The following is a 23,858-nucleotide window of genomic DNA, read 5'->3' as shown; positions in this document are numbered from 1 at the left end:
GCACGCCGTCGAGATACGACGCAAAGCGTCGATGGCAGTCGTCCTGCCCTCGTGCACTTCTTCGCTTCCACGGTGCAATGCAGGGCGTCCAGCGGCTCGATGGTGAACATATTCATGTCCAGGTACGCTTTGCGTTCTGGATCTGAACCCATCCCTGGATCGGACCAGTCCCTGCGGAAATGTATGACCGGTGCTGGCCTTCGAGGTCGCGCGCGCGCCTCGGAGGGAGGGTTTCAGCGGCAATTTTGGCTGCTGGGCGCCAGGACCGCGGCCCCTTCGCCGTTGGCCCGCCGGTTGCTCTATGTATCCACCAGATGTCGCCCCTGCTCGTCGTCCTGTTTCATGCGGACTCGAAGGGGGGACCCCTGGCATGACCTTCGCAATGCAGCCCCGGTCTTCGGGGGGGACGCCAAGCGAGGTGATCGGCGGCGCTAGCCGAGCGATCGCGACCCCGCCGTCACCCGGATGCCATGGCTCTTGCGGTATCGGGCTCCTTGATTGACTTGTCGCCGGGTGCCGGCGGACAGCTTCGGTTCACGTGACGACAGACGCCTCACGAGGCGATTAAGGAGGGATGGCCGAGGCACGCGCGACGCGCGTCGCCAATTGAGTTGGCTTAGCATGACCAGCTTGTCAGACCTCGGTCTCAGCTTTTCTTATCTGTTGTGCCGCTCTCGATGTTGACCCTGCTTCCCGCTTTGCTTCAGCTTCTCCCCTGCTTCGCTTGAGCTTGCTCGTTCGGTTCCGGTTCGCGCTTTGCACTTCGCTTCAGCTTCATCTTTCGGTTTGACTGGCTTCTCGGATTGTCTTAGTCTTCCGCCCGTCTTCTTCGCTTTATCTTCGCTCTTTACTTGATTGCGCTTCGTATTGCTTTCCTGACTTCTATCTTCTGACTTCTGATCTCTTTTGATCGCGGGCCTCTCCAGGACTCCGGTGGACTCCCCTCCACCGGCGCCCCTGTGCGGTCCCGGTGGGTCCGCGAAAGCGGGCCTCAGGCCGGCGGGTTCTTCCCGACCGGCCTTTCTTTTTTGGTGCGCATGAGCGCTTCCCTGGCGTGCCCTCGACGCCGCGAAGCTCGCTGTTGGCTGCGTCTCGGGGCTTGAGCGCGGTTGTCAGCGGCCGTCGTCGCCAGGTGTGTGCCTGGGGTGGACGGTGGCAGAGACGATCTTCCACTCGCCGTCGATCTTCTCGAGCCGCAGCACCACGGGCAGCTCGTCCCGCCGGGCCTCATGCCCATGCCGGGCGCCCGTGACCGTCGCGGTGGCGGTCACCTTCGCCGTCATGCCGGCCGGGTCGATCTGGATCTCCGTGCCACCCAGGCTCACCTCCGCGGTCTGATAGACGACGGCTGCCTGGGTCGCCGCGTTCGCGAGCTCGTCGCGGCCGCGGAGGCTGTCGCCGATCTCGGCGATGCGGGCGCTCGCCTCCTTCGTGAAGATCTCGGCGAACTCACCGCGAATGCGGCCGTGGCGCACCAGCGGATTCCGCTCGCCGTCGTCGATGCGCACCGCGTTCTCGAGCTGGGTGAGCCGGTCGCGGATCCGTTCCTCCTCGGAGGGCGATAGCAGCAGCGCCGCCGCGCCGAGGACGGCGCCGGCGGCGATGAGCCCGAGCGGGATCCAGCGCTTCATGCTGCGAGTATAGGCGAAGGCGCCGCGTGAGCGCGCGGCGCCGCGGAATCGCCGGGTCGATTCCGCTGGCGCCTCCGCGAAGATCTCGAGGCACGCCTCGAGCAGGAGCAGACGGCCGCGAACCCGTCGCCGATGTCGACGACGCCCGCGTTCTCGCGGTGGGCCCCGCTCCGGGTCGGGCCCGCTCGGGTTCGCTCTAGGCGTCGCGCTTCACGAGCAGCGCGGTGAGGTCGTCGATCTGCTTGGCCGAGCCGGCGAAGCGGCGCACCTCGGCGAGGAGCGCGCCCAGGATGTCGGACGTGGGGCGCGCGTGCAGGCGATGGATGAGGTCGCCGACGCGCTCCTTGCCGAACACCTGCCCGGCGGCGTCCTGGTACTCGTAGAAGCCGTCGGTCAGCAGAACGAGGAGATCGCCCGGCGCCATCACGAGGGGCGGCGTCGGGGGCAGGTCGAGATCCTTGAACATGCCGAGCGGGACGGTCGACGGATCGCGCCACACGACCTGGCCCTCGGCCGCCCGGTAGTGGAGCAGCGGCCCCTGCCCGGCCGCGTGGAAGCGGAGCTGGTGCGTCGTCGGGTCGAGGATGCCGAGGAACGCCGTGATGAAGCGGTCGTTCGGCAGGTCCTCGAGGAGCTGCTGGTTCACGTGGTGCATGAGCGCGTCCATGTCGGCCGAGAGGCGCAGGCCGATGCGGAGCATCGCGCGGAACTGGGTCACGCTGAGGGCGGGGCCGATGCCGTGGCCGGCCGCGTCGGCGAGCAGCAGGATCATCGGCGACATGTCCACGCGCTCGTCGAGACGGATGACGTCGTAGATGTCGCCGCCCGTGTCGTCCGCCGGCTTGCTGAACGCCGACAGCGAGTAGCCGGGGCAGCGCGGCAGCCGCCGCAGGAGGATGTTCTGCTGGATGTCGCGCGCGATGGTGAGATCGTGCTCGAGCTTCAGCTTGATCATGCGCTCCTCGAGCAGGAGCGTGCGCTGCACGGCGACGGCCGCCTGCGCCGCGAGCAGCTCCGCCACGTCGCGCTCGTCCGGGCCGAAGTGGTCCGCCTTCGAATTCAGCATCTGGAGCACGCCGACGAGCTTGTCGTCGAGCCCGATGAGCGGGACCGTGATGAGGGATTTCGTGTGATACCCCGTCCGGCGGTCGATCTCCTGATTGAACCGCGGGTCGGAATAGCAGTCGTCGACGAGGATGGTCTGGCGCTTGCGCGCGCACTCCCCGGCGATGCCCTTGTCGATGCTGACGCGGATCTGGGCCTCGCCCGTGGCGACGCGGGAGTAAAGCTCCTTGGCCTCCTCGTCGTAGAGGAAGACGCTCCCGCGGTCGGCGCCGATCACCTCCCGCCCCGTCTTGATGATGAGCTCGAGCAGCTCGGTGAGATCACACGGCGCCGCGAGCTTGCGCGAGACGTCGAGGATCAGGATGAGCGACGACGCATCGATCAGGGAGGGAGTGCCCACGCGCATGCGGCCGGAGAGTTTGGGCTACGTGGAAATAGGGGTCAAGACATGGTCTCGCCCCGGGTGCTCGTGACGATCTCGTCGCCCGCGCGTGCCCACGCCGCCGTTCCGGCGTTCCGGCAGGGTTCCGCCGCTCAGCCACCCGTCGCGCCGTCGTTCCGCCGCCGTGGGGATCTCCGGCGTCCCTTGGCGTGCTCCGGCGAGCGCCGGCGTCCCCGCCCTCGGCGCGGCGCCATTTTTCGAGCGACGACGGCCGCGAGCGCCCCCGCGACGACGCGAGGTCGCGGTCGATGCCGCCGGCGCAGGGACCGGGGCGGTGGAGGTCGGCGCTACCACCTCGGCCCTACCTGTCCTAGAACACGCGACGCACTCTCCTTGAAAGCGAGCTCTTCGATGAACCGCCTCCGCCTCGTCGCCCTCGTCCCGGCCGTTGCCCTGGTCGTGGCGGCCTGCGACGCGCCGCCCGCTCCCGCCGGCGCGGCGCCCGACGCGTCGCCCTCCGCCGCGCAGCCCCTGCCGCAGCCGGCCGCCGCGCCGCCGCAGCCGGCCGACGCGCCGCCGCAGGCGAGCGCCCCCGAGGCGGCCCCCGGCGCGGGCGCTCCGGCGGCGACGGACGCGGCGGTGCCGGCCGACGCGGGCGCGCCGGCGGAGGACGCGGGTCGGAAGCGCGAGGACGCGGGCGCCGCGACGGCGGCGCGCGACGCGGGGACGCTCGCCGGCGACGCGGCGGCGCGCGACGCGGGCGGAGGGCGCGCCGAGGCGCCGGCGGCGACCTCCGCGCCCGCGCCCGGCACGGCGGCGCCGCCCGCTGTGCCGCCCGCCGAGGCGGGATCCGCGGACGCCGTCGCGGCCGAGGTCGACGCGATCTTCGTCGGCAAGAAGACGTACTTCGCCCGCTTCAAGCAGGAGCACACGCAGAAGGTCTCGGGGGCCGTCAAGAAGCAGAGCGGTACGCTGTCGGTCCAGAAGCCGGACAGGATCTCGTTTCGCTACGATCCGCCGAACCAGAACCGCATCGTCTCCGACGGCGTGTCGCTCAAGGTCTACGTCGCCGAGGACCGGCAGATGTTCGTCACGCCGGTGCAGAACTCGGAGTATCCGGGCGCCCTCTCGTTCCTCATGGGTCATGGGCTCCGCCCGTCGTTCACGTTCACCTTCAACGACAAGGCGAAGTTCGAGGGCGGCCCGGTGCTCGTCGGCAAGCCGCGCGCGCCGACTCCCCACTACGAAGTCGTGATGTTCTATATCGACAAGGCGCTCCTCGCGAAGAAGGACCCTGGCGTCGTGCGCCGCGTCCTCATCGTCGACGCGCAGGGCAACCGGAACCGGTTCGACTTCGAGAACGCGTCGCAGCCCGCGTCGATCGATCCGGCGGAGTTCCAGTTCACGGCGCCGCCCGGCACCGACGTCAAGCAGAACGGATGACCCCGCGCCTCTCGCTCCCGGAGCTCTTTCCCGACATCCATCCGGCGTGGATCCTCGCCGAGGACGGCGATCTCATCGTCGTCGACAAGCCGGCTGGCCTGTCGACGCACGCGCCGGAGGCGGAGCGGATCGACGACATGGTGACGCGCCTCCGCGCCTTCCTCCGCGGCCGGGGCGACGCGGAGGCGTACCTCGGGATCCACCAGCGGCTCGATCGCGACACGTCGGGCGTCCTCCTGTTCACGCGGCGGCGTGAGGCGAACGCCGCCGTCGCGCGGCAGTTCGAGGGGCGCACGGTGCAGAAGACGTACGTCGCCGCGGTCTCCGGCTTCGGCGATCGCCCGCCGCGCGGCACCCTGCGGCACCGCCTCGTCCCGGCGCCGGGAGGTGCGATGCGCGCGCTCGCCGAGACCGGCGGGGCTCGAGAGGATCGGGCCGCGGGGCGCGAGGATCGGGCCGCGGGGCGCGAGGATCGGGCCGCGGGGCGCGAGGATCGGGCCGCGAAGCGGGAGGATCGGGCCGCGAGCGGCGTGCTGGCGATCACCCGCTACCGCCTCCTCGAGCGCCGCGGCGACCGCGCCCTGCTCGAGCTCCGGCCCGAGACAGGCCGCACGCATCAGCTCCGGGTGCAGCTCGCGGCGATCGGCCTCCCCATCGCCGGCGATCCGCTCTACGGCGGCCCCGAGGCCCCGCGCCTGCTCCTGCACGCCGCCGAGCTCCGCCTCGATCACCCGGCCACGGGCGCGGCCGCGACCTTCCGCTCGCAGCTGCCTGCAGTCTTCGAGGCGTGGCTCGCGGCCGCGCCGGCGGACCCGTACGCGGGCGGCGTCGCGGCCGTCGAGCGTGCCATGCGCGAGGCCGCCGAGCGGCGGTACGGGATCGCGCGCGCCGGCGACACGACGGCGCTCCGGCTCGTCCATGGCGCGGGTGACGGCCTCCCGTCCGTCTCCGTCGACCTGTACGGCGAGCACCTCGTCGTGTCGCTGTTCGGCGCGGGCGAGGGCGAGCCGGGCGCGCCGCCGCGGGACCTCGTGCTCGACGCGGCCCACCGGCTCGGGGCGAAGGGCGTCTACGTCAAGGCGCGCCCGAAGCACGCGAGCGTCATCGTCGACGCGCGGCGCGAGGAGTTCGCGCCGCGGCACGCCGTCCGGGGGGAGGACGCCCCGGAGGAGTTCACCGTCCTCGAGCACGGCTTGCCGTTCAAGGTGCGGCTCGGCGACGGGCTCTCGACCGGCATCTTCCTCGATCAGCGCGAGAACCGGCGGCGGGTGCGGGAGCTGGCCCGGGGGGCCCGGGTGCTGAACCTGTTCGCCTACACGGGGGCGTTCACCGTGGCGGCCGTGGCCGGCGGCGCGCGCGAGAGCGTGACGGTCGACGTGTCCCGGGGCGTCGTCGCCTGGGCGCGCGACAACCTCGCCGCGATCGGCGCCGACCCGGCGGCGCACGTCGTTGTCGAGGCCGACGTGTTCCCGTGGCTGAAGGCCGCCGCCCAGTCCGACCGGCGCTTCGACCTCGTCGTGCTCGATCCGCCGAGCTTCGCGACCACGAAGAAGAGCCGCTTCAGCGCTGCGAGCGATTTCGGCGCGCTCGCCGCGCTCGCCTTCCGCGTGCTCGCCCCGGGCGGCAGGCTGCTCGCCTGCACCAACCACCGCGGCATCGCGCGCGCCAGGTTCCGGCGTCATTTGCACGAGGCCGCGCGTGAAGCAGGATGCGACGTCGTGCAGATGAAAGATCTCCCCGATCCCATCGATTTTCCCAGCGAACCAGGCGCGGAGTCCCACCTGAAGAGCGTCCTCGCCAGCGTGGGCGCGCCGTCCGCGAGGGCCCGAGAGGGCGCGCCGCCCGCGAAGGCAGGGAAGGCTGCGCCGCCAGCGAAGGCCGCGCAGTTCGCGAAGGCAGGGAAGGCCGCGCAGTTCGCGAAGGCAGGGAAGGCCGCGCCGTTCGCGAAGGCAGGGAAGGCCGCGCCGTTCGCGAAGGCCGCGCCGCCCGCGAGGGCAGCGAAGGCCCCGGCTGCCCGGGGCGCGCGCCGAGGGCCCGCCGCTCCGGCCCGGACGACCCGCCGAGGTGCGCGATGAGCCAGCGGCGCCTGCTCATCACGATCAGCTCGTACAGCTACCTCGAGGCTGCCTTCCTGGCCGCGGGCGACTTCGAGCGCGGCCTCGTCGAGCGCAAGAGCTTCCCCGACGGCGAGCGCTACCTGCGCGTCGCGGTCGACTGCTGGGGGCGCGACGTGGTCCTGCTCGGCGGCGCCCCCCGGGACCTCGACTGGCTCGAGATCTACGACCTCGGCTGCGCCATCTCGCGCGCAGGCGCGCGGTCGCTCTCCATCGTGATGCCTTATTTCGGCTACGCGACCATGGAGAGGGCCGTGAAGCCGGGCGAGGTGGTGACCGCGAAGACGCGGGCGCGGCTCATCTCGGCGATCCCCTCGTGCGACGCGGGCACGCGCATCTTCCTCTTCGATCTGCACACCGATGGCATCGAGTTCTACTTCAGCGACTCGCACGTGACGCGCCACCTCTACGGCGCTCCGCTCATCACGCAGGCGGTCCGCGAGCTGATGGGCGATCGCCCGTACGTGCTGGCGGCGACGGACGCCGGTCGGGCCAAATGGGTGCAGAGCCTCGCCCGCGGCCTCGGCGTCGAGCCGGCGTTCGTGTACAAGGAGCGGAGAGGCGACGGCGTCGGCGTGACCGGCATCAACGCCGATGTCTCGGGCCGCGAGGTCGTCATCTACGATGACATGGTCCGCACCGGCTCATCGCTCGTCCAGGCGGGGCGCGCCTACCTCGCCGCCGGCGCGTCCAAGGTCCACGCCGTCGCGAGCCACCTCGTCCTGCCGGGCGACTCGCTCGAGAAGATCAGGAAGGCTTCCGTGTTCACGACGCTGCTCGGGACCGACTCGCACCCTGGCAGCCAGCAGCTCGCCGATGCGCCCGGCGCCCTCCACTCGGTGGCGCCGCTGCTGGTGCGCGCGCTCGAGCGGGAGACCTAGGGTACCTCCGGCGAGCGGCGATCCTGGCGGCGAAGCTCGCCTTCAGCCAGGCATCGCGGCAAATGCCTACGTGAGGTTCGTGAGCGGCCCGGTGCAGTGCTCACGCAAGCCGAACGTGGTCCGGGTGTCGCCGAACAGGTTCAAGATCGAGACGAGCAGGTTGTTGTGCGGGAGGCTCGGGTACCGGACCCAGCGCCCGGTGCGCAGGCCCCCGCCGCCGCCGGCCAGCAGGAACGGCATGTCCTTCTTGTTGTGGAGCGCCGGATGCGAGATCTCGGAGCCGAAGAAGACGACGCTCTCGTCGAGCAGCGAGTGCCCGCCCATGTCGACCTTCTCCATCTCCTGCAAGAGATAGAGGTGCTGCTCCGAGTACCAGGTGTAGATGAGCTCGCACTCGGCCGGCCTGAAGCCGCCCATTTCCTGGTAGAAATGGTGGTGCTCGGCCAGATTCAGCCACGGCACCGTGTACTTCGCCTCGGTGTCGCTCCACTGCAGGGTGCCGACCGCGGTGATGTCGCAGGCGAGCGCCATCACCAGCATGTCCGTCATCAGCTTGCCCACCTTGGGGATCGCCGCGTCGGTCGAGCTGTCCACGATCGAGCCGACGTCGTCCGCGTCGAGCCCCGCGCTCGGGTCGTAGTCGGACGTGTCGACCATCGTCGGGGCACGGCAAGCGCTCGTCGCAGCCGGCGTGCTGCCGAGGCTCTGCTCGATCTCGCGGATCTTCGTCAGGTGCTGGTCGAGCTTCTGCCTGTCGGCGGCGCCGAGCCGCGCGGAGAGGGTGGTGTAGCGCCGGTCGAGGTAGTCGAGGATCGATCGCTTCCGCGCGAGGCGGAGGGCGGCGTCGTCGCTGGCGCCCGGGTCCAGCGTGCCGAAGAGCTCGGTGAAGATCTCCACCGGATCGAGCTGCGGCTGGATGGGGTTGTACGGCGCGGCGTCCTCGAAGTTGGCGATGTTCATCGGCGTCATCAGGCCGTGGGACTTGCCCGTCCCCCAGCGCACCGCGAGCTGGACGCTCGCCTTCGCCTTCTGACCGGCGGAGATCCGGGAGGCGATCACCTGATCGATGGACGGCCCCCTCGCGTAGCCGGTCGAGGTGACCTGATCCGTGCCCGTGAGCCAGGCGATGATCCCGGCCTGGTGCTGCTCCCCGATAGCGCTCTTCATGTCGAGGCCGTCGACGACGAGCAGCCGGTCCTGCACCGGCGCGAGCGGCGCCAGGATGGGGCCCAGGGTGAAGCTCGTCTCGGTGCCGGTCGGACGCCAGCGGTCGATCAAGGTCCCGCCGGGCGTGTAGACGGCGAGGAAGCGCCGGGCGGGGGCGGGCTGCGCGTGCGCCGGGCGCTCGGGTCCCATGATCTCCAGCCACGGGAGCGCGACGGCGATGGCGCCGGCGCCTCGCAGCATGGCGCGCCGGCTCAAGCGGAATTGAGACATACCCCTCGCTCCTTTCAAGCAGCCATGTGAAGGAAACCGTCCGTCCGGGTGAGCTCGACGAGGAGCGCAGGTTCGTGACCGGAGGACCCGGACATCGTTCTCGCTCCTCGCCCGCACCGGGCACGCTGAAGCCCCATGATTCAACAACACACTTTACGAAATGACCAGGGGGATTGTGGTGCGGGGCCCGCCGCGATGCGGCTCACCATGAGAGCGCATGCCGCCGCGCGCTGGTGCGAGGGGCGACGGCGTCGAGCCCGCAGCGCGCGGCGCCGAATTCCCTTGCCGGCGCCGATCGGCGCGTGGATGCTCGCCCCGGATGCGCGGCTCGCGCAGAAAGGATGAGCGTCGAGGCCATGGACGAGCTGGTACGACAGGTCGCAGAGAAGGTTGGCATCTCGGAAGACAAGGCCCGCGTGGCCGTGGAGACGGTGGTCGGTTTCCTGAAAGAGAAGCTCCCCGCGCCCCTCGCCGCCCACGTCGAGACCGCGCTCGGCGCGGCGGCCCCCGCCATCGCCAACCTCGACGTCGGCAGCCTCGCAGGTTCGCTCGGCGGCCTTTTCGGCAAGAAGTAGCGGCATTTCTGCGGAGCGCGCCGCCGGAGCGCTCTCGACCGAAGTCCATCTCTCCTGATCCTGACCTGGACGACGCCGCCTTCGCGCTTCGGGCGCTTCGGGTGGAGATGCGCTCATGTCCAGGACGTGTTCGCGCTTCGCTGCCTGGCGCGGCGTGAGCATGCGCCGATCGCGCCCCGGCACGGCACGGCTCCGTCCTGGTCCGGCGCGCGCTCGACCCAGCGCCGCGACCGCGGCCTCGATCTGGGTTGAGTCTTCGCATCCCCTCGAGCGCGGGCCCCGGAGCGGGCCGTCTCGGGCGCGGCGGCGGGCGACAAGCGTGGAGAACCGCGGGTTTTCTGGACGACGCGCGCGCAGCGATGGATAGCGGCTGCACAGGCGGGCTCCGGCACCGGGCTTGCGAGCATCGAAGGCCTGGAGAAGCACCCGCCCACCTCCCTCTTCACGCGGGCGGTCCGCTTCCGCGAGAGAGGAGCGATATTCCATGGCGTCCGTGATCGGCGGCGAAGCCGCGTTCATCGGGTCCTTGACCGAACTGATCGAGCTCAACTGGTCCACGGTGGACGCGCTCGCAGCAGCGCTCTCGCGGATGAGCCGACCAGGCGACAAGAGCCGGCTCGCGAGCTTCCTTCACGATCACGAGCGTCACCTCGAGGTGCTCGCCGCCCTGGCCCACGAGCTCGGCGAGCCGCCGGTGGAGAGCGCCGTTCGACCCAAGCTGAAGAGCAAGGCGCTGACGAACGGGATGGTCGGAGATCGCGCGATCCTCGAGGCGATGAGGCATTACGAGGAGGACAGCTGCGCTGCTTACGAGCGGATGATATCGTTCCGGGAAGGCCTCTCCGAGCGCGCGCGCGACGTCCTCCGGCACTCGCTCGCGGTGGAGCGGCGCCACCGGGACTGGTTCTCCGAGCAGCTCGACTCGCGACAAGGGCTTTTGCTGTTGCCGCTGTAGCGCGCCAGCGCCCTTTGGAAGACGCGGCTTTCTTCCATCGCCTCGTGTATCATCGCGGCGATGATTCGCCCTCTCGTCCTTGCGTCCCTTGGCGTCGCCCTTCTCCTCCTCGGCTGCGACGAGCCCCAGAAGCCCGCTGCGGGAGCGGCCTCGGCCGCGCCTTCTGCTGCGAAGCCGGCCGACGCGCCTCCTGCCGCGAGCCCCGCGGCCACGGCCAGCGCGCCGCCGAAGAAGCAAGAGGTGGAGTGCACCAAGAGCGATCCGGTGACCTTCTCTCATCCGGCGCTCGAGGCCAAGGTGCGGCAGCAGCTCCAGAAGCCCGAGGGGCCGATCAAGCGCGCCGAGCTCAAGAACATCAAGACCATGAACCTGTCGGACGCCCAGGGGCTCGACGAGCTCGATCCGTGCCTCTTCCCCGAGCTCGCGGGCCTCAAAGGGCTCTACCTGCCGCCGGGCAAGATCGACGACCTCCGCCCGATCAAGGGCCTGCTCCGGCTGGAGTCGCTGCGTGTCTCGGCGACCCTGGTCAAGGACCTCTCGCCGCTCTCCGGCCTGGTCAAGCTCGACCGGCTCGACATCGGCCGGACGCCGGTCGCCGACCTCTCGCCGCTCGCCGGCCTCACCAGCCTCACCGAGCTCCAGCTCGACGAGACCGAGGTGACCGACGTGAGCCCGCTCGCCGGCCTGAAGAAGCTCGAGATGCTCCAGATGAAGCGGACGCGGGTGAGCGACGTGTCGCCGCTGCGCGAGCTCAAGAGCCTGAAGAACGTCTACCTCGAGGGCTCGCGGGTCGAGGACGCGAGCCCGCTCCGGTCGATCCCCGGGATCAAGATCCACGAAGGCTGAGGCGGCCGGCCCTCGCGCCGCCGCGTGCGGGCCGCGCCGAGCGCCGCCGCGTGCGGGCCGCGCCGAGCGCCGCCATCGCGAAGAGGCCGAGCTGCCAGCCCGCCCCAGCGGAGCCCGCGGCGCCCGCGCCGGCTGCGCCGCACTCGCAGCGCAGCTGCCCGTGAACGCCGATGTTCGTGCCGGGCGCGCCCTCCTCCACGTCTCCGGTGGCTGGAGCGCCCCCGGAGCCGGCCCCGCCGGCCCCGCCGGCGCCCGCGCTGCCGCCTTCGCCTGGCAGCGGCGGCGTGTCGATGACGTGGAGCGCCGGCCCGGAGCCCTGCACCAGGAACGGGCGCGGCCGCAGCGCCGGCCCGAGCGGCAGCGCGGCGAGCCTCGCTGCCGGCCACACGACGGCCTCGCGCGGCTCGAGATGCCACGCGGCCGCCGCATCGGCATCCGGCACGGCCCGCCGCTCGGCGCCGTCGATCAGCCAGAGGGAGGCCGCCCCGTCGTCGCCGCGCACGAGCCGCGGCGACGAGGGGAACACGTCGCCCTCGGGCAGCGCCTGGAGCGCGGCGTCCGGCGCGCTGGCGACGTCCCAGAACCGCGAGAACCCCCAGGCGCCCAGCGCGGCGTCGCCGCCGAGCGGTCGCCTCACGCCGGAGGGCAGATCGAGCGGGCACTGGAGGGCCCTCGGGCTCCCCTCGAGCTCCACCTCCTCGCCGCTCAGGCCGTCGATCCCGTAGGCGTGGACCGCGTGCTCGCCCCCGAGCAGGCTGAGCGGCATCGGCGCCTCGAAGCCGTGCGCGCACGAGCCGAGCGGCTCGCAGAGGTCGTCGCGGCGCACGTCCGCGGGGAAGCTGTAGCCCTCCGCGCCCTCCTCGGTCGCGGGGACGTCGAAGTAGAGCCGCGCGTCGCCCGGCGCGCTCTCCGCGTCCGGGTCGCGGGTCCATCCCGCGATACCGCTGCAGCCGGCTGTCTCGAGGGCGCCCTCGGGGGGCTCGTTGAGCAGCGCCTCGTACGAGGCGACGAGCGATGTGTAGGGCGGCACGTAGACCACGCCGACGCCGCTCACGGACTGCCGCACGTTGAAGTGCAGGTGAATGGTCGTCGGCGTGCTCCCGTAGACGTTGGACACCCGCCCGATGCGCTCTCCCCGCGACACGTCCTGGCCGGGCGAGACCTGGACATCGGACATGTGCAGGTAGTCGTAGCGAGTCCCGTCCTCGCCGGTCAGGTAGACAGAGTAGCCGCCGACGCTCGTGATGGTGCCATCCACCACCGCGACGACCCAGTGTCTCCCCGCCTCGCACGTCGCCGGCCGGATGTCCTGCCCCTGGTGCCCTGTGCCGGAGGGGCAGAGAGGCATCTCCCACGAGCGCGACTCGCAGTAGTTGTCGTGCCACGGATAGGCGTAGTTGTCCGTATCGCACTGTCCACCGGCCGGGCCCGCGCTCCCGCCTTTGCTGTAGACCTGGGAGTTGGCGAACGCCGGGCCCTCCTCGATCGGAAAGCGCATGGAGGGCGCATACACGATGTCGTCGGCGCGCCCCTCTCCCGAGCCTGCGAGGAGCTCGCCGGCCGGACGGTACGAGAAGGGATCGGCCGCGGCGGCGCGCGTCGGGAGCGCGACCGCGAGCGCGAGCGTGGCTGTCGCGACCAGCGAGGCGAGCGCGGCGGGGCGCGGGCGCGGCGGGTGGAGCGGCGCGATCATGGCATGTCTCCCGCGGCCCTGGGCTCGTCGCCGCCCACATAAACGAGCTCTGCGGCGAGCTCGATGACGAGCGCGTCCGAGGCGCAGGCCGGCGCGTCCGGGGAGGCGCACTCGACGTCGAGCGCGTACGAGACGCCATTCTCGATCCACGAGGCGCTCCAGATTCCCTCGTTCGCCGTGACGAACGCAGGCGCCCCGCGCACGGCGCGGGGCCCCCGGAACGGTGGAATGCTTGGATATTTGCGCGAGAGGCGGGTCATCGTGAGCGAGACGGTGATCTCGTCCGTCTTTGCCGAGAACGAGGTCCAGTGCTCCCTGGCAACGAGGACCGGCGCCGCGAGGAGCTCGCGCCGCGACGGCACGAGCACCGGGACCCGCGAGGCCCTGGCGGTGTGGGCCGCCGTCTCCGGGAGCGCCGCGAGCGCGGTCCGGTCGACCGAGGCGGCCGGCGGCCAGGTGACGGCGGCGATCACCGGGGTTGCCGTCGCGGACAGCGGCTGGGCGGCCGCAGGATCGGGCGGCGCCTCGGCGGGAGGCGCGGCCTGGTCGCACGCGGCGACCGCGACAGAGAGGAGGATAACAACAGCAGTGGGCGCGCCGCGCATGAGGCCTCGCGGAAGGGGACCCTCTATTCTAGTCGAAAATCGGCAGGCCTGGCCAAGAGGTGGTGGGGGGCGCGCAAGATGTCGCCAGGATGTGACCGGGACGACGTGACGTTCCGCGCGAAGGCTTCGCGTGAGCGGCGCGTCAAAGGACACCAGCCTTTGCCATGCCTGCGTGAGCCCATGGCGTCGGCCGTACGGCCGCGCTCGGCCGGCGACAGCAAGAGACAGACGTCCATCGACCGCGCATGAGGCGTGGACGTACCCCGAGATCGTCGAATGGCAGGGACGTGTTTCGAGCTTTCCAACGAGACGCGCCATGGTAGTTCAGATTACGTCCCGCAGGGGCGTCCGCGGTGGGCCGCTGACGCGCGCAGGGGCGACGAGGGGATCGACAGCAAACAACTGATTTCTCGCGGAACCGCGAGAGCGTGCTCGCGCGGAGCGATCGGCGCGCGAATCGTCGCGCCGATCGCTCCGCGGTGGCCCTCCTCGTCATCTCCTCCGCTGTCGACCGCCGGCGACGAGGCGCACCGGCCGCGGCGGCCGAACACTGCGCCAACTGATGGTTCTTGACCATGGAATCGAAGGGAGCTCGCATGAAAAAGTACAAACTCTCCGGTCAGGTCGTCCGAGCCAAGACCGAAAGGGGCGTCGGGAATGTGCGTGTCGAGGCGTGGGACAGCGCGGAGGTCACCACGGATCTCATCGCCGTCGCCGTGACCAACCAGACCGGCGATTTCGAGATATCGCTCGACCAAGCCGCCGTGGATCGCCATTTCCAGGGGCGGAAGCCGCTGATCGCGCTCCGCGTGTTCTCGCCCGGGGCCGAGGAGTACGTCACGCGCTACACGCAATGGAAGGTGTCGCCGACGCCTGCGACCGTGCGGATCGAGGTGGACATCGCGTTGACCTCGACCAGGCGCGCTCCAGCCCAATCGGTCGTGCGCGGCATCGTGCGGAACGAGCAAGGCGCGATGGTCGCGAACGCGCCGGTGCGCGCCTACGACGTGAGGCTGACATCAGAGATAGAGATCGGCTCGTCGACGACCGATTCGACGGGTCATTACAAGATCTCGTACTCGCCCCTGCTGGCATCCGGCAAGCAACAGCCGGATCTCCGGGTGATCGTCTACAACGGGTCGAATCAGGAGCTGGGCCGCTCCGCGCTGATCGTCCGCGCCCCGTCGACCGCCGTCGTCGACCTGGTCACCAGCCAGAACCAGGAAGACCGCGGCCCCTCGGAGCTGCAGCAGCTCAAGTCCCGCACCGCGGTCCATACGCAGGGGGTGGTCCTCCGAACCCTCCAGGCCGAGCAGGTCGAGCTCGTCGCGATGGCGACCGAGGTGGATCGCGGGAAGGTCGAGGCGCTCGTCGCGGCCGACTCTCTGCTGACGTCCGTCGGCGTCGGCGGGGCCGCCGATTCTTTTTACCCCTTCGTCCGCATGGGCTTGCCGGCCACCCAGCGCGGGCTCCTGGCGTACCCCAAACCCGCGCTGCGCCGCGCGCTCGACGAGGCGAAGGAAGCGAAGATCGTGGGCGGCGAAGTCAGCGATAGCTTCGCCGATCTCCTCGCCCAGGCCGCCGTCGACCTCGCCATGGGGGCGCCGCCCGCGGGAGCGACGTGCAGCCTCGGTCAGCTCGTCGAGCTCGTGCTGTCCGAGGAGGGCTACGCGGAACAGTTCCTCGCCGAGTACCTGGCGTTCGATGGCACGCCGGAGGCCTTCTGGGCCCACCTCGCGTCCCTGCCCGAGTACCAGAGCGAGGGCTCGCTCAACATCCCGCGGCTCCAGCTCGTGCTGCAGCTGGGCGCGCTCACGCGTTATCACTTCCCGCTCGTCGAAGAGCTGTGGGCGCGCTGGCAGAATGCCCAGTTCGCCGAGCTCAAGGACCTCGCGGCCTACAGCGAGGCCGACTGGATCACGATCCTCACCATCCAGCGCAACGGCTCGCCCATCAACTACCCGGCCGACACGCCCGGAGCGACGGTGGCCGAGAGGCGCGCGACCTACGCGAAGGTCCTCCGGCGGGCCCTGGAGGAGGCGTTCCCGTCGAAGGCGGTTGCGTCCGCGATCGCCGCGGTCGGCGGGAGCGAGCTGCCCACGTTCTTCAACAACAACCCTTCGTTCAAGCTCGGCGAGGCGCGCGTCGGCCACTTCATCGCGTCGAACCCGGGGGCGGTCGCGGGGCTCTCCAACCCCATGGTCGCGGTGCGCGATCTCAAGGTGGTCGAGCGGCTGCACAGGCTCACACCCAGGTACGAGGAGGCGAAGGTGCTGCTCGACGCCGGGTTCAAGTCGGCGCGGGAGATCTCCATCCGCGGCAAGCCCCGGGTCGGCGCCGAGCTCGGCGCTGCCCTCGGAGGCGTCGAGATCGCGAACGACATCTACGAAAAGGCCGTCGCCGTCTCCGATGTCGCGCTCGCGCTGTCGCTCAAGTTCGGCACTGCCTTCAACCAGGGCTCGGCTTACGCCCTGCCCGACCCCGCGCGCCGCGCGAGCCAGCCGGCGCCCGACCTCGCGACGTACGAGGCGCTCTTCGGCTCCTCCGACGCGTGGGCGTGCGCGCACTGCGCCTCGGTCTACGGCCCGGCGGCGTACCTCGTCGACATGCTCCGCTTCCTCGACCGGTACAACTCCACGATCACGAAGAGCGGCAGCACCAAGTGGACCGCGAAGGAGCTGCTCCTCGGCAGCGCGCCAGGCTCCACGCCGGCGCGCGCCGGGCGGCGCCCGGACATCGGCCGGATCGACCTCACCTGCCAGAACGCCGACACGCCGCTGCCGTACGTGGACCTGGTGAACGAGATCCTCGTCCACGCCTTCGTGAGCGAGGGCCAGGCGCCGCTCGCCTTCCCGGAGCACATCGCGACCGCCGGCACCGCCGAGGATCTCGCGGCCATGCCGAACCCGCCCAGCGGCGAGGAGGACTGGCACGAGACGGCTTACGAGCGCCTGGCGGAGACCGACTTCCCCTTCAGCTTGCCGTATCACCACCGTCACCACGAGGCGCGCGTCTATCTCGAGCACCTCGGCGTGCCCCTGCACGCGTTCATGAGCGAGCTCAGGGCGACCGGGCACAGCCCGGAGACCTGGGATCCCGAGAACATCGCCGCCTACCGGCTCGGGCTTTCATGGCGCGAGCGCGATCTGATCCGCGGCACACAGGTCTCGGGCGTGACCGTCGCGAGCGCCTGGGGCGTCTCCGTGATCCCCGGCGGGCTGTTCAACGTGCCGGTGTTCCTCAAGCGCTCGGGACTGTCCTACGACGAGCTGCGCGATCTGCTCGAGACCTCCGTGCTCCATCGCTTCGGGTCGCCGGCGATCCAGCCGGCGGAGAGCTTCAAGATCGAGGAGCAGAGCCTCGGCGGCCTGAGCGACGCCGTGGCCTCGCTGGGCATCTTGCACCGCTTCCTGCGGCTCCGGCTGCGCCTCGGCTGGTCGACCCGCGAGCTCGATCAGGTGCTGGCCGCGTGCGCGCCCAGTGGCACCGATCTCATCAACGACCGGGCGCTGCGCGTGATCGCGGTGATCCAGGCGCTGCGCGCCGAGCGGCGCGTCTCGCTGCCGATCGCGGTGCTCGCGAGCTGGTTCGGGCCGCCCGACACCCAGCGCCGCGACGCCGGCGAGACGCCATCGTTCTACGAGCAGCTCTTCCAGAACAGGACGGTGACCAACCCTGTCGACGCCGCGCTCGCGCTGCCGGCGGTCGCCAGCCTCTCGACCGCCAACCTGCTCGAGTCCCACACGCCCGCGGTCCTCGCCGGCCTGCGCATCAGCCGGGAGGAGCTGTCGCTGCTGACCGAGGACTCCGGCCTCGGCCTGCCCGTGCTCGTCCCGGCGGACACCTCCGACTCCGCGCTGGTGACGCTCGCGAAGCTCCACCGTTACGTGACCCTCGCGCGGGCGGTGCGGCTGTCGTTGCCCGATTTCCTCGTGATCTACAACCTGAGCGCCTACAAGCCGTTCGCGTCCGACAACCCCGAGGCACTCAACCCCGAGGGCGACATCCCCGAACGCACGCTGCGCTTCCTCGACACGGTCGAGCGCGTCCGGCGCTCGGGGCTGTCGCCCGCCGACCTCGACGTCGTCTTCCGGTTCCGGGCGCGGCCGTCTCCGCGCACGCGGATCGCCGCGACGGACGAGGCGATCAACCCCGTGCTCGACCAGATGTTCGGCGCGCTGCTGGCGCTGCGCGGCAAGAACGGCGCCCCGGACAGCGAGGCCGAGGCGGCCCTCGTCGAGGAGACGCTCGCCGCGGCGCTGAAGCTGGACGCGCGGTCGATGCACCTGCTCCTCACGGACATCCTGACCCCGGCGAACGAGATGGGAGACCCGCCGCTCGGCAGCTCGTTCTCGCTGCCCCCGGAGCTGCCCGCCTCGCCGCCGACGTCGCTCGACGACCTCGATCGGCGCCCCGCGCAGCTCGCCGCTTACAAGTACCTGGCCAGGGTAGTGGCCCTCCTGCAGCCGCTCGGGCTGAGCGCCGACGAGCTCGAGCTGCTGTTCACCCGCGCCTGGCCGGTGATCGACCTCGACCGGCTGCCGCGCGCCGAGAGCAGCGAAACCGGCTCGATGTGGTTTGCGCCCTGGGAGAGGCTCCTGGATTTCGTCGAGCTCCGTTCGCTCCTCGTCGGGCCGAACCCGTCGCTGGCGAGCCTGTTCGTGGGCACGCCCGCGGACCTGGCCGCCGCCACCGGCTGGCCCGAGGCCGACGTGGCGGAGGTGCTCAGCGCCCGCAACATGATCCTCATCCCGGATGAGTCCTCGTCGCTGGTCTCGACCGTCGTGATCATGCGTCGCGTGATGGCGATGCTGAAGCGGCTCGGCATCTCGGCCGCACAGGCGTTCGCGTGGGAGAGCGCGGTGCTGTCGGACGGTGCCGTGCCCACCGAGAGCATCGTCCGGGCCGTGAAGGCGAAGTACTCCGACGCCGAGTGGGCGCGGGTGGCGCCGCCGCTGCGCGACGTGCTGCGCGAGCGGCTCCGGTCGACGCTGGTGGCGTACCTCGTGGCGAAGCGGGGATACGAGGACAGCGACGACCTGTTCGCCGACCTGCTCGTGGACGTCGAGACGAGCCCCGCGGTGATCACCTCGCGCCTGAAGCAGGCCATCGGCTCGGTGCAGACGTTCGTGCAGCGCGCGCTGATGAACCTGGAGTCCGGAGAGCTGAAGCTCCCGGAGGAGGCGGCGCGCGAGTGGGCGTGGCGGAAGAGCTACCGCGTCTGGGAGGCGAGCCGCAAGGTGCTCCTCCAGACCGAGCTGTACCTCGACCCGTCGCTGCGCGACGACAAGTCGCCGTTCTTCAAGGATCTGGAGGCCGAGCTCCGGCAGCAGGACATCACCGACGACTCCGCGGAGCGCGCGTTCGAGCGGTACCTGGACAGGCTCGACGAGGTCGCGAACCTCGAGATCGCGAGCGCGTTCCACCAGGAGGAGGAGGGCGACGACACGCACCTTCCGATCGACGTGCTCCACGTCGTCGGCCGCACCGCGGCCCAGCCGTACAAGTATTTCTACCGCACGCGGGTGGACGGGCTGTCCTGGACTCCCTAGGAGCCCATCGATCTCGACATCGAGGGGGACAGGGTCCTGCTCGCCGTGGTGGATCGTCGCCCACACCTGTACTGGCCGATCATCGAGGAGCGCGCCGAGCCGGTGCAGCCGATGCCGAGCGACACGCGCGAGGCGGGCAAAACGGCGGTGACGAGCCATTACATCCGCCTCGCGTGGAGCCAGCGCCGCAACGGCGCATGGGGTGCGCGCCGTCTGAGCGGCGGCTCGGAGGTGACGCTGGCGTCAGAGTCGGATCCCGAACGTGTCTCGCTGTTCGTGCAGCGCGACGACGAGCAGGATCCGCCGGCGATCGCGGCGATGACGCTCGACGGCACCGGCGGCGCGCGTCTCGGGCATTTCGCGCAGAGCGCTTGCGGTGCGCTGGAGGGCACGCAATTCATCTCCAACTATCCGCACTACAGGTCTCTCAGTGATGGAATGCCCCGCAGGACCGGCTGGCGGGGGCAGCAGGTGGTGTCGAAAGATGCGACAGAGCTGATCGTCCCGGTCAAGATCAACGGCTTCCTGAAGTGGATCCCGCTGCTCGGCAGCGTCACCCCGTTCCGCACGCTCGCTCCGCGCGAGATCGGCAGCGGGCACTTCAAAGACACCGCCTCGGCCGGCGTGTCGTTCTTCTTCAAGGACGCGAAGTCGACGTTCTTCGCCGATATCGTCCTGACCGAGTACACCGAGTGGGATGAGGCCTCGCAGGTCCAGCCCGGGATGACGGCGTACGGCGACATCGGCCTGAAATTCGGCGCCTTCGCCATGCGCGCGGGGCCGACGGCGGCCGAGTGGGCGCACCGGGCGCCCGAGGAGACGCGCATCGCGCACGTCTACGAAGACGCGAAGCGATACCGCTTCATGTCCTTCTACCACCCTTACGCCTGCCTGTTCCGGAAGGAGCTGCAGCGCTCGGGCGTGGACGGGCTGCTCAAGTGGTCGCTCCACCCGACCGAGCCGCTCCAGCGCCGCTCCAGCGACCCCTTCGAGGAGACGTACGACCCCGATCCCGAGTACGTGCTCACGCCGTATCCGAAGGAGGAGGTCGACTTCTCGTTCCAGGGCGCTTACTCGAGCTACAACTGGGAGCTGTTCTTCCACGCGCCGTTCCTGATCGCCCTCCGGCTGATGCAGGGCGGCCGGCACGCCGAGGCGCAGCGCTGGCTCCACTTCATCTTCGACCCGACCACGGGCGATCCGGCCCCGGCGCCCGAGCGCTTCTGGAACGTGCGGCCGTTCCGCGAGAACAAGGATCTCGCCTCGATCGAGGACGAGCTCCGGGAGCTGCCGGCCTCGGAGCAGGGCGCGATGGCCAAGCTGATGCGCGCGCTCCTGACGAACCAGGGCGACGCGTCGGAGAAGCTCGATCTCGCCGCGCAGATCGAGGCGTGGCGGAAGGACCCGTTCAATCCGCACCTCGTCGCACGGATGCGGCCGATCGCCTACCAGAAGGCGGTGGTGTCGAAGTACATCGAGAACCTGATCGCCTGGGGCGATCAGCTCTTCCGGCGCGAGACCATCGAGTCGATCAACGAGGCGACGCAGCTGTACATCCTCGCCGGCAACATCCTCGGCCGGCGTCCGGTGCGCGTCGAGCGGAAGGACGCGGTGACGCCGCGGAACTACTGGCAACTCGAGGCGCTCGGGCTCGGAGACCTCTCCGACCCGGTGATCGGGTCGCGGTCCCGCGTCGAGGCGGAGAGCCTCGCGACCCTGATCAAGCCGCCGCACCCCACGATCCACGAGCGGGCGCCTGACCTCGGAGAGCTGTACTTCTGCGTGCCCCGCGACGAGGCGCTCTCGGGGCTGTGGGACACGGTCGCCGATCGGCTCTTCAAGATCCGACACTCGATGAACATCGAGGGCATGGTCCGGACGCTGCCCCTGTTCGAGCCGCCCATCGATCCGATGCTGCTCGTGCAGGCCAGGGCGCTCGGCGTGGATCTCGCGACGGTGCTCGGCGAGGCGAGCTCCCCGCGGCTCCCCTACCGCTTCCAGGTGGTGCTCGCGAAGGCGGCGGAGCTCTGCGGCGCGGTCTCCGGGCTCGGCGCCGCGCTGCTCGCCGCCATGGAGAAGAAGGACGGCGAGGCGATCGCGCGGCTCCGCTCCGGCCACGAGGTCGAGCTCCTCGCGGCGGTGCGCGAGATCAAGGCGCAGCAGATCAAGGAGACCCAGGCGACCGTCGCCTCGCTGGAGCGGTCGCTCGAGACGGCGCGGCTCCGGCGCGACCACTACGCGGGCTTGCCGCGGATCAGCGCTGCGGAGCAGGGCGCGCTGGCCATGAGCATCACGGGCCTGGAGCTCGGGCTCGCGGCGCAGGTGATCGCCGCCGTCGCCCCCGGCGTCGAGGCGACCCCGCCGACGACGTTCGGCGGCGCGGGCACGATGGGGAGCCCGGTGGCTCTCACCACGATCGGCGGGCAGGCCTCGGGCGCGTCGATCGAGGCGGCGGCACAGGCGCTCTCCATGGCCGCCGGCGCGCTGCGCGAGGGCGCGTCGATCGCGTCCACGCTCGCCGGCTACGAGCGGCGCGCCGAGGAGTGGGCGCTGCAGGAGCGGCTCGCGGCGAAGGAGATGCAGGGCCTGGAGAAGCAGATCGTCGCCGCGAAGATCCGCGTCGCGGTGGCCGAGGTGGAGCTCAGGAACCACGATCGGCAGACCGAGCAGGCGCGCGAGGTGCTCGAGTTCCTCCGGGACAGGAAGCGCACGACCGAGGAGCTGTACGACTGGATGGTGGCGGAGCTGTCGACCGTCCACTACCAGACGTACACGCTGGCTTTCGACATGGCCAGGCGCGCGGAGCGGGCGCTCCGGTTCGAGCTCGGCACGGCCGACAGCACGCCCGCGATGGTGCGCTTCGGCGCCTGGGACAGCCTGAAGCAGGGCCTTCTCGCGGGCGAGCGGCTCCAGCACGACCTCCGCCGCCTGGAGGCCGCGTTCCTGGAGCAGACGCCGCGAGAGGCGGAGCTCGTCAAGAACGTCTCGCTCGCCGAGGTCGCGCCCGAGCAGCTCATGCGGCTGCGCGAGACCGGCACCTGTGACGTCGTGCTGACGCAGGAGGTGTTCGATCTCGATTACCCGGGTCACTACTTCCGTCGCATCAAGTCGGTCGCCGTCACGATACCGACGGTGACCGGCCCGTACGCGGGCGTGAGCTGCACGCTCACGCTGAGCAACACGCGCGTGCGCCCGCCGCCGCAGCCGCCGGTGACCGCCCAGACCTATGCGGACACCGAGGACTTCCGGACGGATCTCGTGCCGCTGACGGGCGTGATCGCGACCAGCGGAGGGGTGAACGACGCGGGCCTGTTCGAGCCGAACCTGCGCGACGAGCGGTATCTCCCCTTCGAGGGCGCGGGCGTGCTCGGGACCTACAAGATCGAGCTCCCTGCGGCGAACAACCGGTTCGACATCGCGGCGGTGAGCGATGTGATCCTGCACATCCGGTACACGGCGCGCTCGAACAGCACCCTCGCGGCCGCGGCGAAGACATACTACGACGACCATCCCCCGGTGCGACGACGGCTCTTCAGCCTTCGGTCCGAGCTGCCGGCCGAGTGGGCCCGGTTCATGGTAGCGCCGTCGGATGACGAGGTGGCACAGCAGCTCTCCATCCCGCTCACGCCGGAGATGTTCCCCTACGCCCCGGCGACGCAGAAGGTCGCGCTGAAGAGCTACACGCTCTATGCGCGGTGGAACGGGAAGACGCATTATTGGAGTCCGAACCAGGGCAGGCTCCTGGTGACGATGGCGCGGCCAGGCGCCGCGGCGCAGGAATCGCCCACGCTTAACCAGTTCCCGCTGGACAGCACCGGCGGCTGCAACACGGGGGCCAGCGACAAGAAGGATCTGCTGCCGAACGAGCAGGATCTCGGCACCTGGACGCTCAGCGCGAGCCGCGGTGCGGTGGGCGCGATCGCGAGCGACCTCCGCACGAACAGCCGGCTCGACGACACGCTCCAGGACATCTACCTGCTCTGCGAGTACGGCTTCGAGTCGGCGTGATCGTAGAAGAAACCCAGGCGATCTCTCACCAAGGAGTCAGTATCCATGTCGGACAACATCACGCTTCCTGAGGGTGCGGGCACGCTCCTCGCCACCGACGAGATCCTCGGCGTCCACGTCCTGCGCGCCAAGCTGCAGACGGGCGCGGACGGCACCGCCGTTGACGTCTCGCAGAACGACCCGCTGCCGGTGCGCCTGGTCGGGTCGCTCCCGGCCGGCGCCAACACCGTCGGCGCGGTCCATGTGAAGCCGGACACGGCGGGTGGGCTCTCGGTCCACCGCAACGTCAGCCTGAGCGCCACGGGACAGAGCGTGAAGAGCTCTCCCGGGCAGGTGTTCGGCTGGCACCTGGCCAACTGGGGCTCGAGCGTCGCGTTCGTGAAGCTCTACAACACGGCGGGGACCCCGACCGTCGGCACGACCGAGCCTGCGTTGACGCTCATGGTGCCGGCCGGGCAGGTGGTCTCGGCCGAGCACACGAACGGCATGGCGTTCACGAACGGCATCGGCATCGGCGCGACCGTAGGCGCGGCGGACGGCGACGCGACCGCGCCCGCGGCAACCACGATGATCGTGAACGTGCTCTACAAGTAGCGCTGCCCGCCGAGGGGCGAGCCCTCGTCCCGGGGGGGACCGGGCGACGAGGACAGGGCCGTGGAGAGCTCGAACCG

The 23,858-nt window shown here is 70.6% G+C and carries 13 protein-coding genes and 1 pseudogene; 9 read left to right on the top strand and 5 right to left on the bottom strand.

Annotated features, from left to right (window positions below):
* Window positions 1-1,112 precede the first annotated feature (1,112 nt).
* Together WMF45_RS35900 and WMF45_RS35895 are read right to left on the bottom strand one after the other, a co-directional pair.
* Window positions 1,113-1,631, bottom strand: a complete 519-nt coding sequence (locus WMF45_RS35900) for a nuclear transport factor 2 family protein (RefSeq protein WP_437710042.1) — start codon at window positions 1,629-1,631, stop codon at window positions 1,113-1,115.
* Between the two features lie 196 nt (window positions 1,632-1,827).
* Window positions 1,828-3,102: a SpoIIE family protein phosphatase gene (locus tag WMF45_RS35895; RefSeq protein ID WP_437710040.1), complete on the bottom strand. Its 1,275-nt coding sequence runs from the start codon at window positions 3,100-3,102 to the stop codon at window positions 1,828-1,830.
* Between the two features lie 387 nt (window positions 3,103-3,489).
* Here WMF45_RS35895 and WMF45_RS35890 point away from each other — a divergent pair, with 387 nt between their 5' ends.
* From WMF45_RS35890 to prs, 3 genes are read left to right on the top strand one after another with little or no spacing between them, the layout of a single operon-like run.
* Entirely contained in the window at window positions 3,490-4,521 is a 1,032-nt protein-coding gene (locus WMF45_RS35890) for a LolA family protein (protein WP_437710038.1), read from the top strand.
* The gene (locus WMF45_RS35885; protein WP_437710036.1) at window positions 4,518-6,596 is read left to right on the top strand and encodes a class I SAM-dependent methyltransferase; all 2,079 of its coding nucleotides are present in this window, start codon (window positions 4,518-4,520) and stop codon (window positions 6,594-6,596) included. Before WMF45_RS35890 ends, WMF45_RS35885 begins: the two co-directional genes overlap by 4 nt.
* Window positions 6,593-7,516 (top strand): ribose-phosphate diphosphokinase, encoded by a 924-nt coding sequence (gene prs, locus WMF45_RS35880; protein ID WP_437710034.1) that lies wholly within the window; start codon window positions 6,593-6,595, stop codon window positions 7,514-7,516. Before WMF45_RS35885 ends, prs begins: the two co-directional genes overlap by 4 nt.
* Window positions 7,517-7,582: 66 nt before the next feature.
* Here the strand turns inward: prs and WMF45_RS35875 are convergent, their stop codons facing one another.
* Entirely contained in the window at window positions 7,583-8,923 is a 1,341-nt protein-coding gene (locus WMF45_RS35875; RefSeq protein WP_437719613.1) for a DUF1552 domain-containing protein, read from the bottom strand.
* Between the two features lie 386 nt (window positions 8,924-9,309).
* Here WMF45_RS35875 and WMF45_RS35870 point away from each other — a divergent pair, with 386 nt between their 5' ends.
* The 3 genes from WMF45_RS35870 (at window position 9,310) to WMF45_RS35860 (ending at window position 11,329) form a co-directional block, all read left to right on the top strand.
* Window positions 9,310-9,528, top strand: a complete 219-nt coding sequence (locus WMF45_RS35870) for a hypothetical protein (RefSeq protein ID WP_044969688.1) — start codon at window positions 9,310-9,312, stop codon at window positions 9,526-9,528.
* A 484-nt stretch (window positions 9,529-10,012) separates the two neighbouring features.
* Entirely contained in the window at window positions 10,013-10,483 is a 471-nt protein-coding gene (locus WMF45_RS35865) for a ferritin-like domain-containing protein (RefSeq protein WP_437324392.1), read from the top strand.
* Between the two features lie 60 nt (window positions 10,484-10,543).
* On the top strand, window positions 10,544-11,329 hold the full coding sequence (locus WMF45_RS35860; RefSeq protein ID WP_437710032.1) for a leucine-rich repeat domain-containing protein: 786 nt from the start codon (window positions 10,544-10,546) through the stop codon (window positions 11,327-11,329).
* On the opposite strand, the gene WMF45_RS35855 is transcribed toward WMF45_RS35860, so the two are convergent.
* Both WMF45_RS35855 and WMF45_RS35850 read right to left on the bottom strand, forming a co-directional pair.
* The gene (locus tag WMF45_RS35855; RefSeq protein ID WP_437710030.1) at window positions 11,310-13,022 is read right to left on the bottom strand and encodes a M23 family metallopeptidase; all 1,713 of its coding nucleotides are present in this window, start codon (window positions 13,020-13,022) and stop codon (window positions 11,310-11,312) included. The two genes, WMF45_RS35860 and WMF45_RS35855, sit on opposite strands and share 20 nt — an antisense overlap.
* Complete coding sequence (locus tag WMF45_RS35850; protein ID WP_437710028.1) at window positions 13,019-13,627, bottom strand: hypothetical protein; 609 nt, start codon at window positions 13,625-13,627, stop codon at window positions 13,019-13,021. The genes WMF45_RS35855 and WMF45_RS35850 overlap by 4 nt, the downstream gene beginning before the upstream one ends.
* A 575-nt stretch (window positions 13,628-14,202) precedes the next feature.
* Between WMF45_RS35850 and WMF45_RS35845 the strand changes: the two are divergent.
* The 3 genes and pseudogenes from WMF45_RS35845 to WMF45_RS35835 form a co-directional block, all read left to right on the top strand.
* A pseudogene (locus WMF45_RS35845) lies at window positions 14,203-19,422 on the top strand (neuraminidase-like domain-containing protein); the annotation flags it as partial.
* A gap of 75 nt (window positions 19,423-19,497) precedes the next feature.
* A complete protein-coding gene (locus WMF45_RS35840) occupies window positions 19,498-23,187 on the top strand; it encodes a hypothetical protein (protein WP_437719612.1) in 3,690 nt (1,229 codons plus the stop codon).
* Window positions 23,188-23,232: 45 nt separating this feature from the next.
* Window positions 23,233-23,781, top strand: a complete 549-nt coding sequence (locus tag WMF45_RS35835; RefSeq protein WP_437710027.1) for a hypothetical protein — start codon at window positions 23,233-23,235, stop codon at window positions 23,779-23,781.
* Window positions 23,782-23,858 lie beyond the last annotated feature (77 nt).

Source organism: Sorangium sp. So ce448 (assembly GCF_051520915.1).
Lineage (GTDB): Bacteria > Myxococcota_A > Polyangia > Polyangiales > Polyangiaceae > Sorangium > Sorangium cellulosum_B.
This window is presented reverse-complemented; position numbering and strand designations above follow the sequence as displayed.

What these genes read in the sequence shown, in the direction of transcription:
- WMF45_RS35900 (WP_437710042.1), bottom strand. Translation starts at nt 1,631, where the DNA reads ATGAAGCGCTGGATCCCGCTCGGGCTCATCGCCGCCGGCGCCGTCCTC.
- WMF45_RS35895 (WP_437710040.1), bottom strand. Translation starts at nt 3,102, where the DNA reads ATGCGCGTGGGCACTCCCTCCCTGATCGATGCGTCGTCGCTCATCCTG.
- WMF45_RS35890 (WP_437710038.1), top strand. Translation starts at nt 3,490, where the DNA reads ATGAACCGCCTCCGCCTCGTCGCCCTCGTCCCGGCCGTTGCCCTGGTC.
- WMF45_RS35885 (WP_437710036.1), top strand. Translation starts at nt 4,518, where the DNA reads ATGACCCCGCGCCTCTCGCTCCCGGAGCTCTTTCCCGACATCCATCCG.
- prs (WP_437710034.1), top strand. Translation starts at nt 6,593, where the DNA reads ATGAGCCAGCGGCGCCTGCTCATCACGATCAGCTCGTACAGCTACCTC.
- WMF45_RS35875 (WP_437719613.1), bottom strand. Translation starts at nt 8,923, where the DNA reads ATGCTGCGAGGCGCCGGCGCCATCGCCGTCGCGCTCCCGTGGCTGGAG.
- WMF45_RS35870 (WP_044969688.1), top strand. Translation starts at nt 9,310, where the DNA reads ATGGACGAGCTGGTACGACAGGTCGCAGAGAAGGTTGGCATCTCGGAA.
- WMF45_RS35865 (WP_437324392.1), top strand. Translation starts at nt 10,013, where the DNA reads ATGGCGTCCGTGATCGGCGGCGAAGCCGCGTTCATCGGGTCCTTGACC.
- WMF45_RS35860 (WP_437710032.1), top strand. Translation starts at nt 10,544, where the DNA reads ATGATTCGCCCTCTCGTCCTTGCGTCCCTTGGCGTCGCCCTTCTCCTC.
- WMF45_RS35855 (WP_437710030.1), bottom strand. Translation starts at nt 13,022, where the DNA reads ATGATCGCGCCGCTCCACCCGCCGCGCCCGCGCCCCGCCGCGCTCGCC.
- WMF45_RS35850 (WP_437710028.1), bottom strand. Translation starts at nt 13,627, where the DNA reads ATGCGCGGCGCGCCCACTGCTGTTGTTATCCTCCTCTCTGTCGCGGTC.
- WMF45_RS35840 (WP_437719612.1), top strand. Translation starts at nt 19,498, where the DNA reads ATGACGCTCGACGGCACCGGCGGCGCGCGTCTCGGGCATTTCGCGCAG.
- WMF45_RS35835 (WP_437710027.1), top strand. Translation starts at nt 23,233, where the DNA reads ATGTCGGACAACATCACGCTTCCTGAGGGTGCGGGCACGCTCCTCGCC.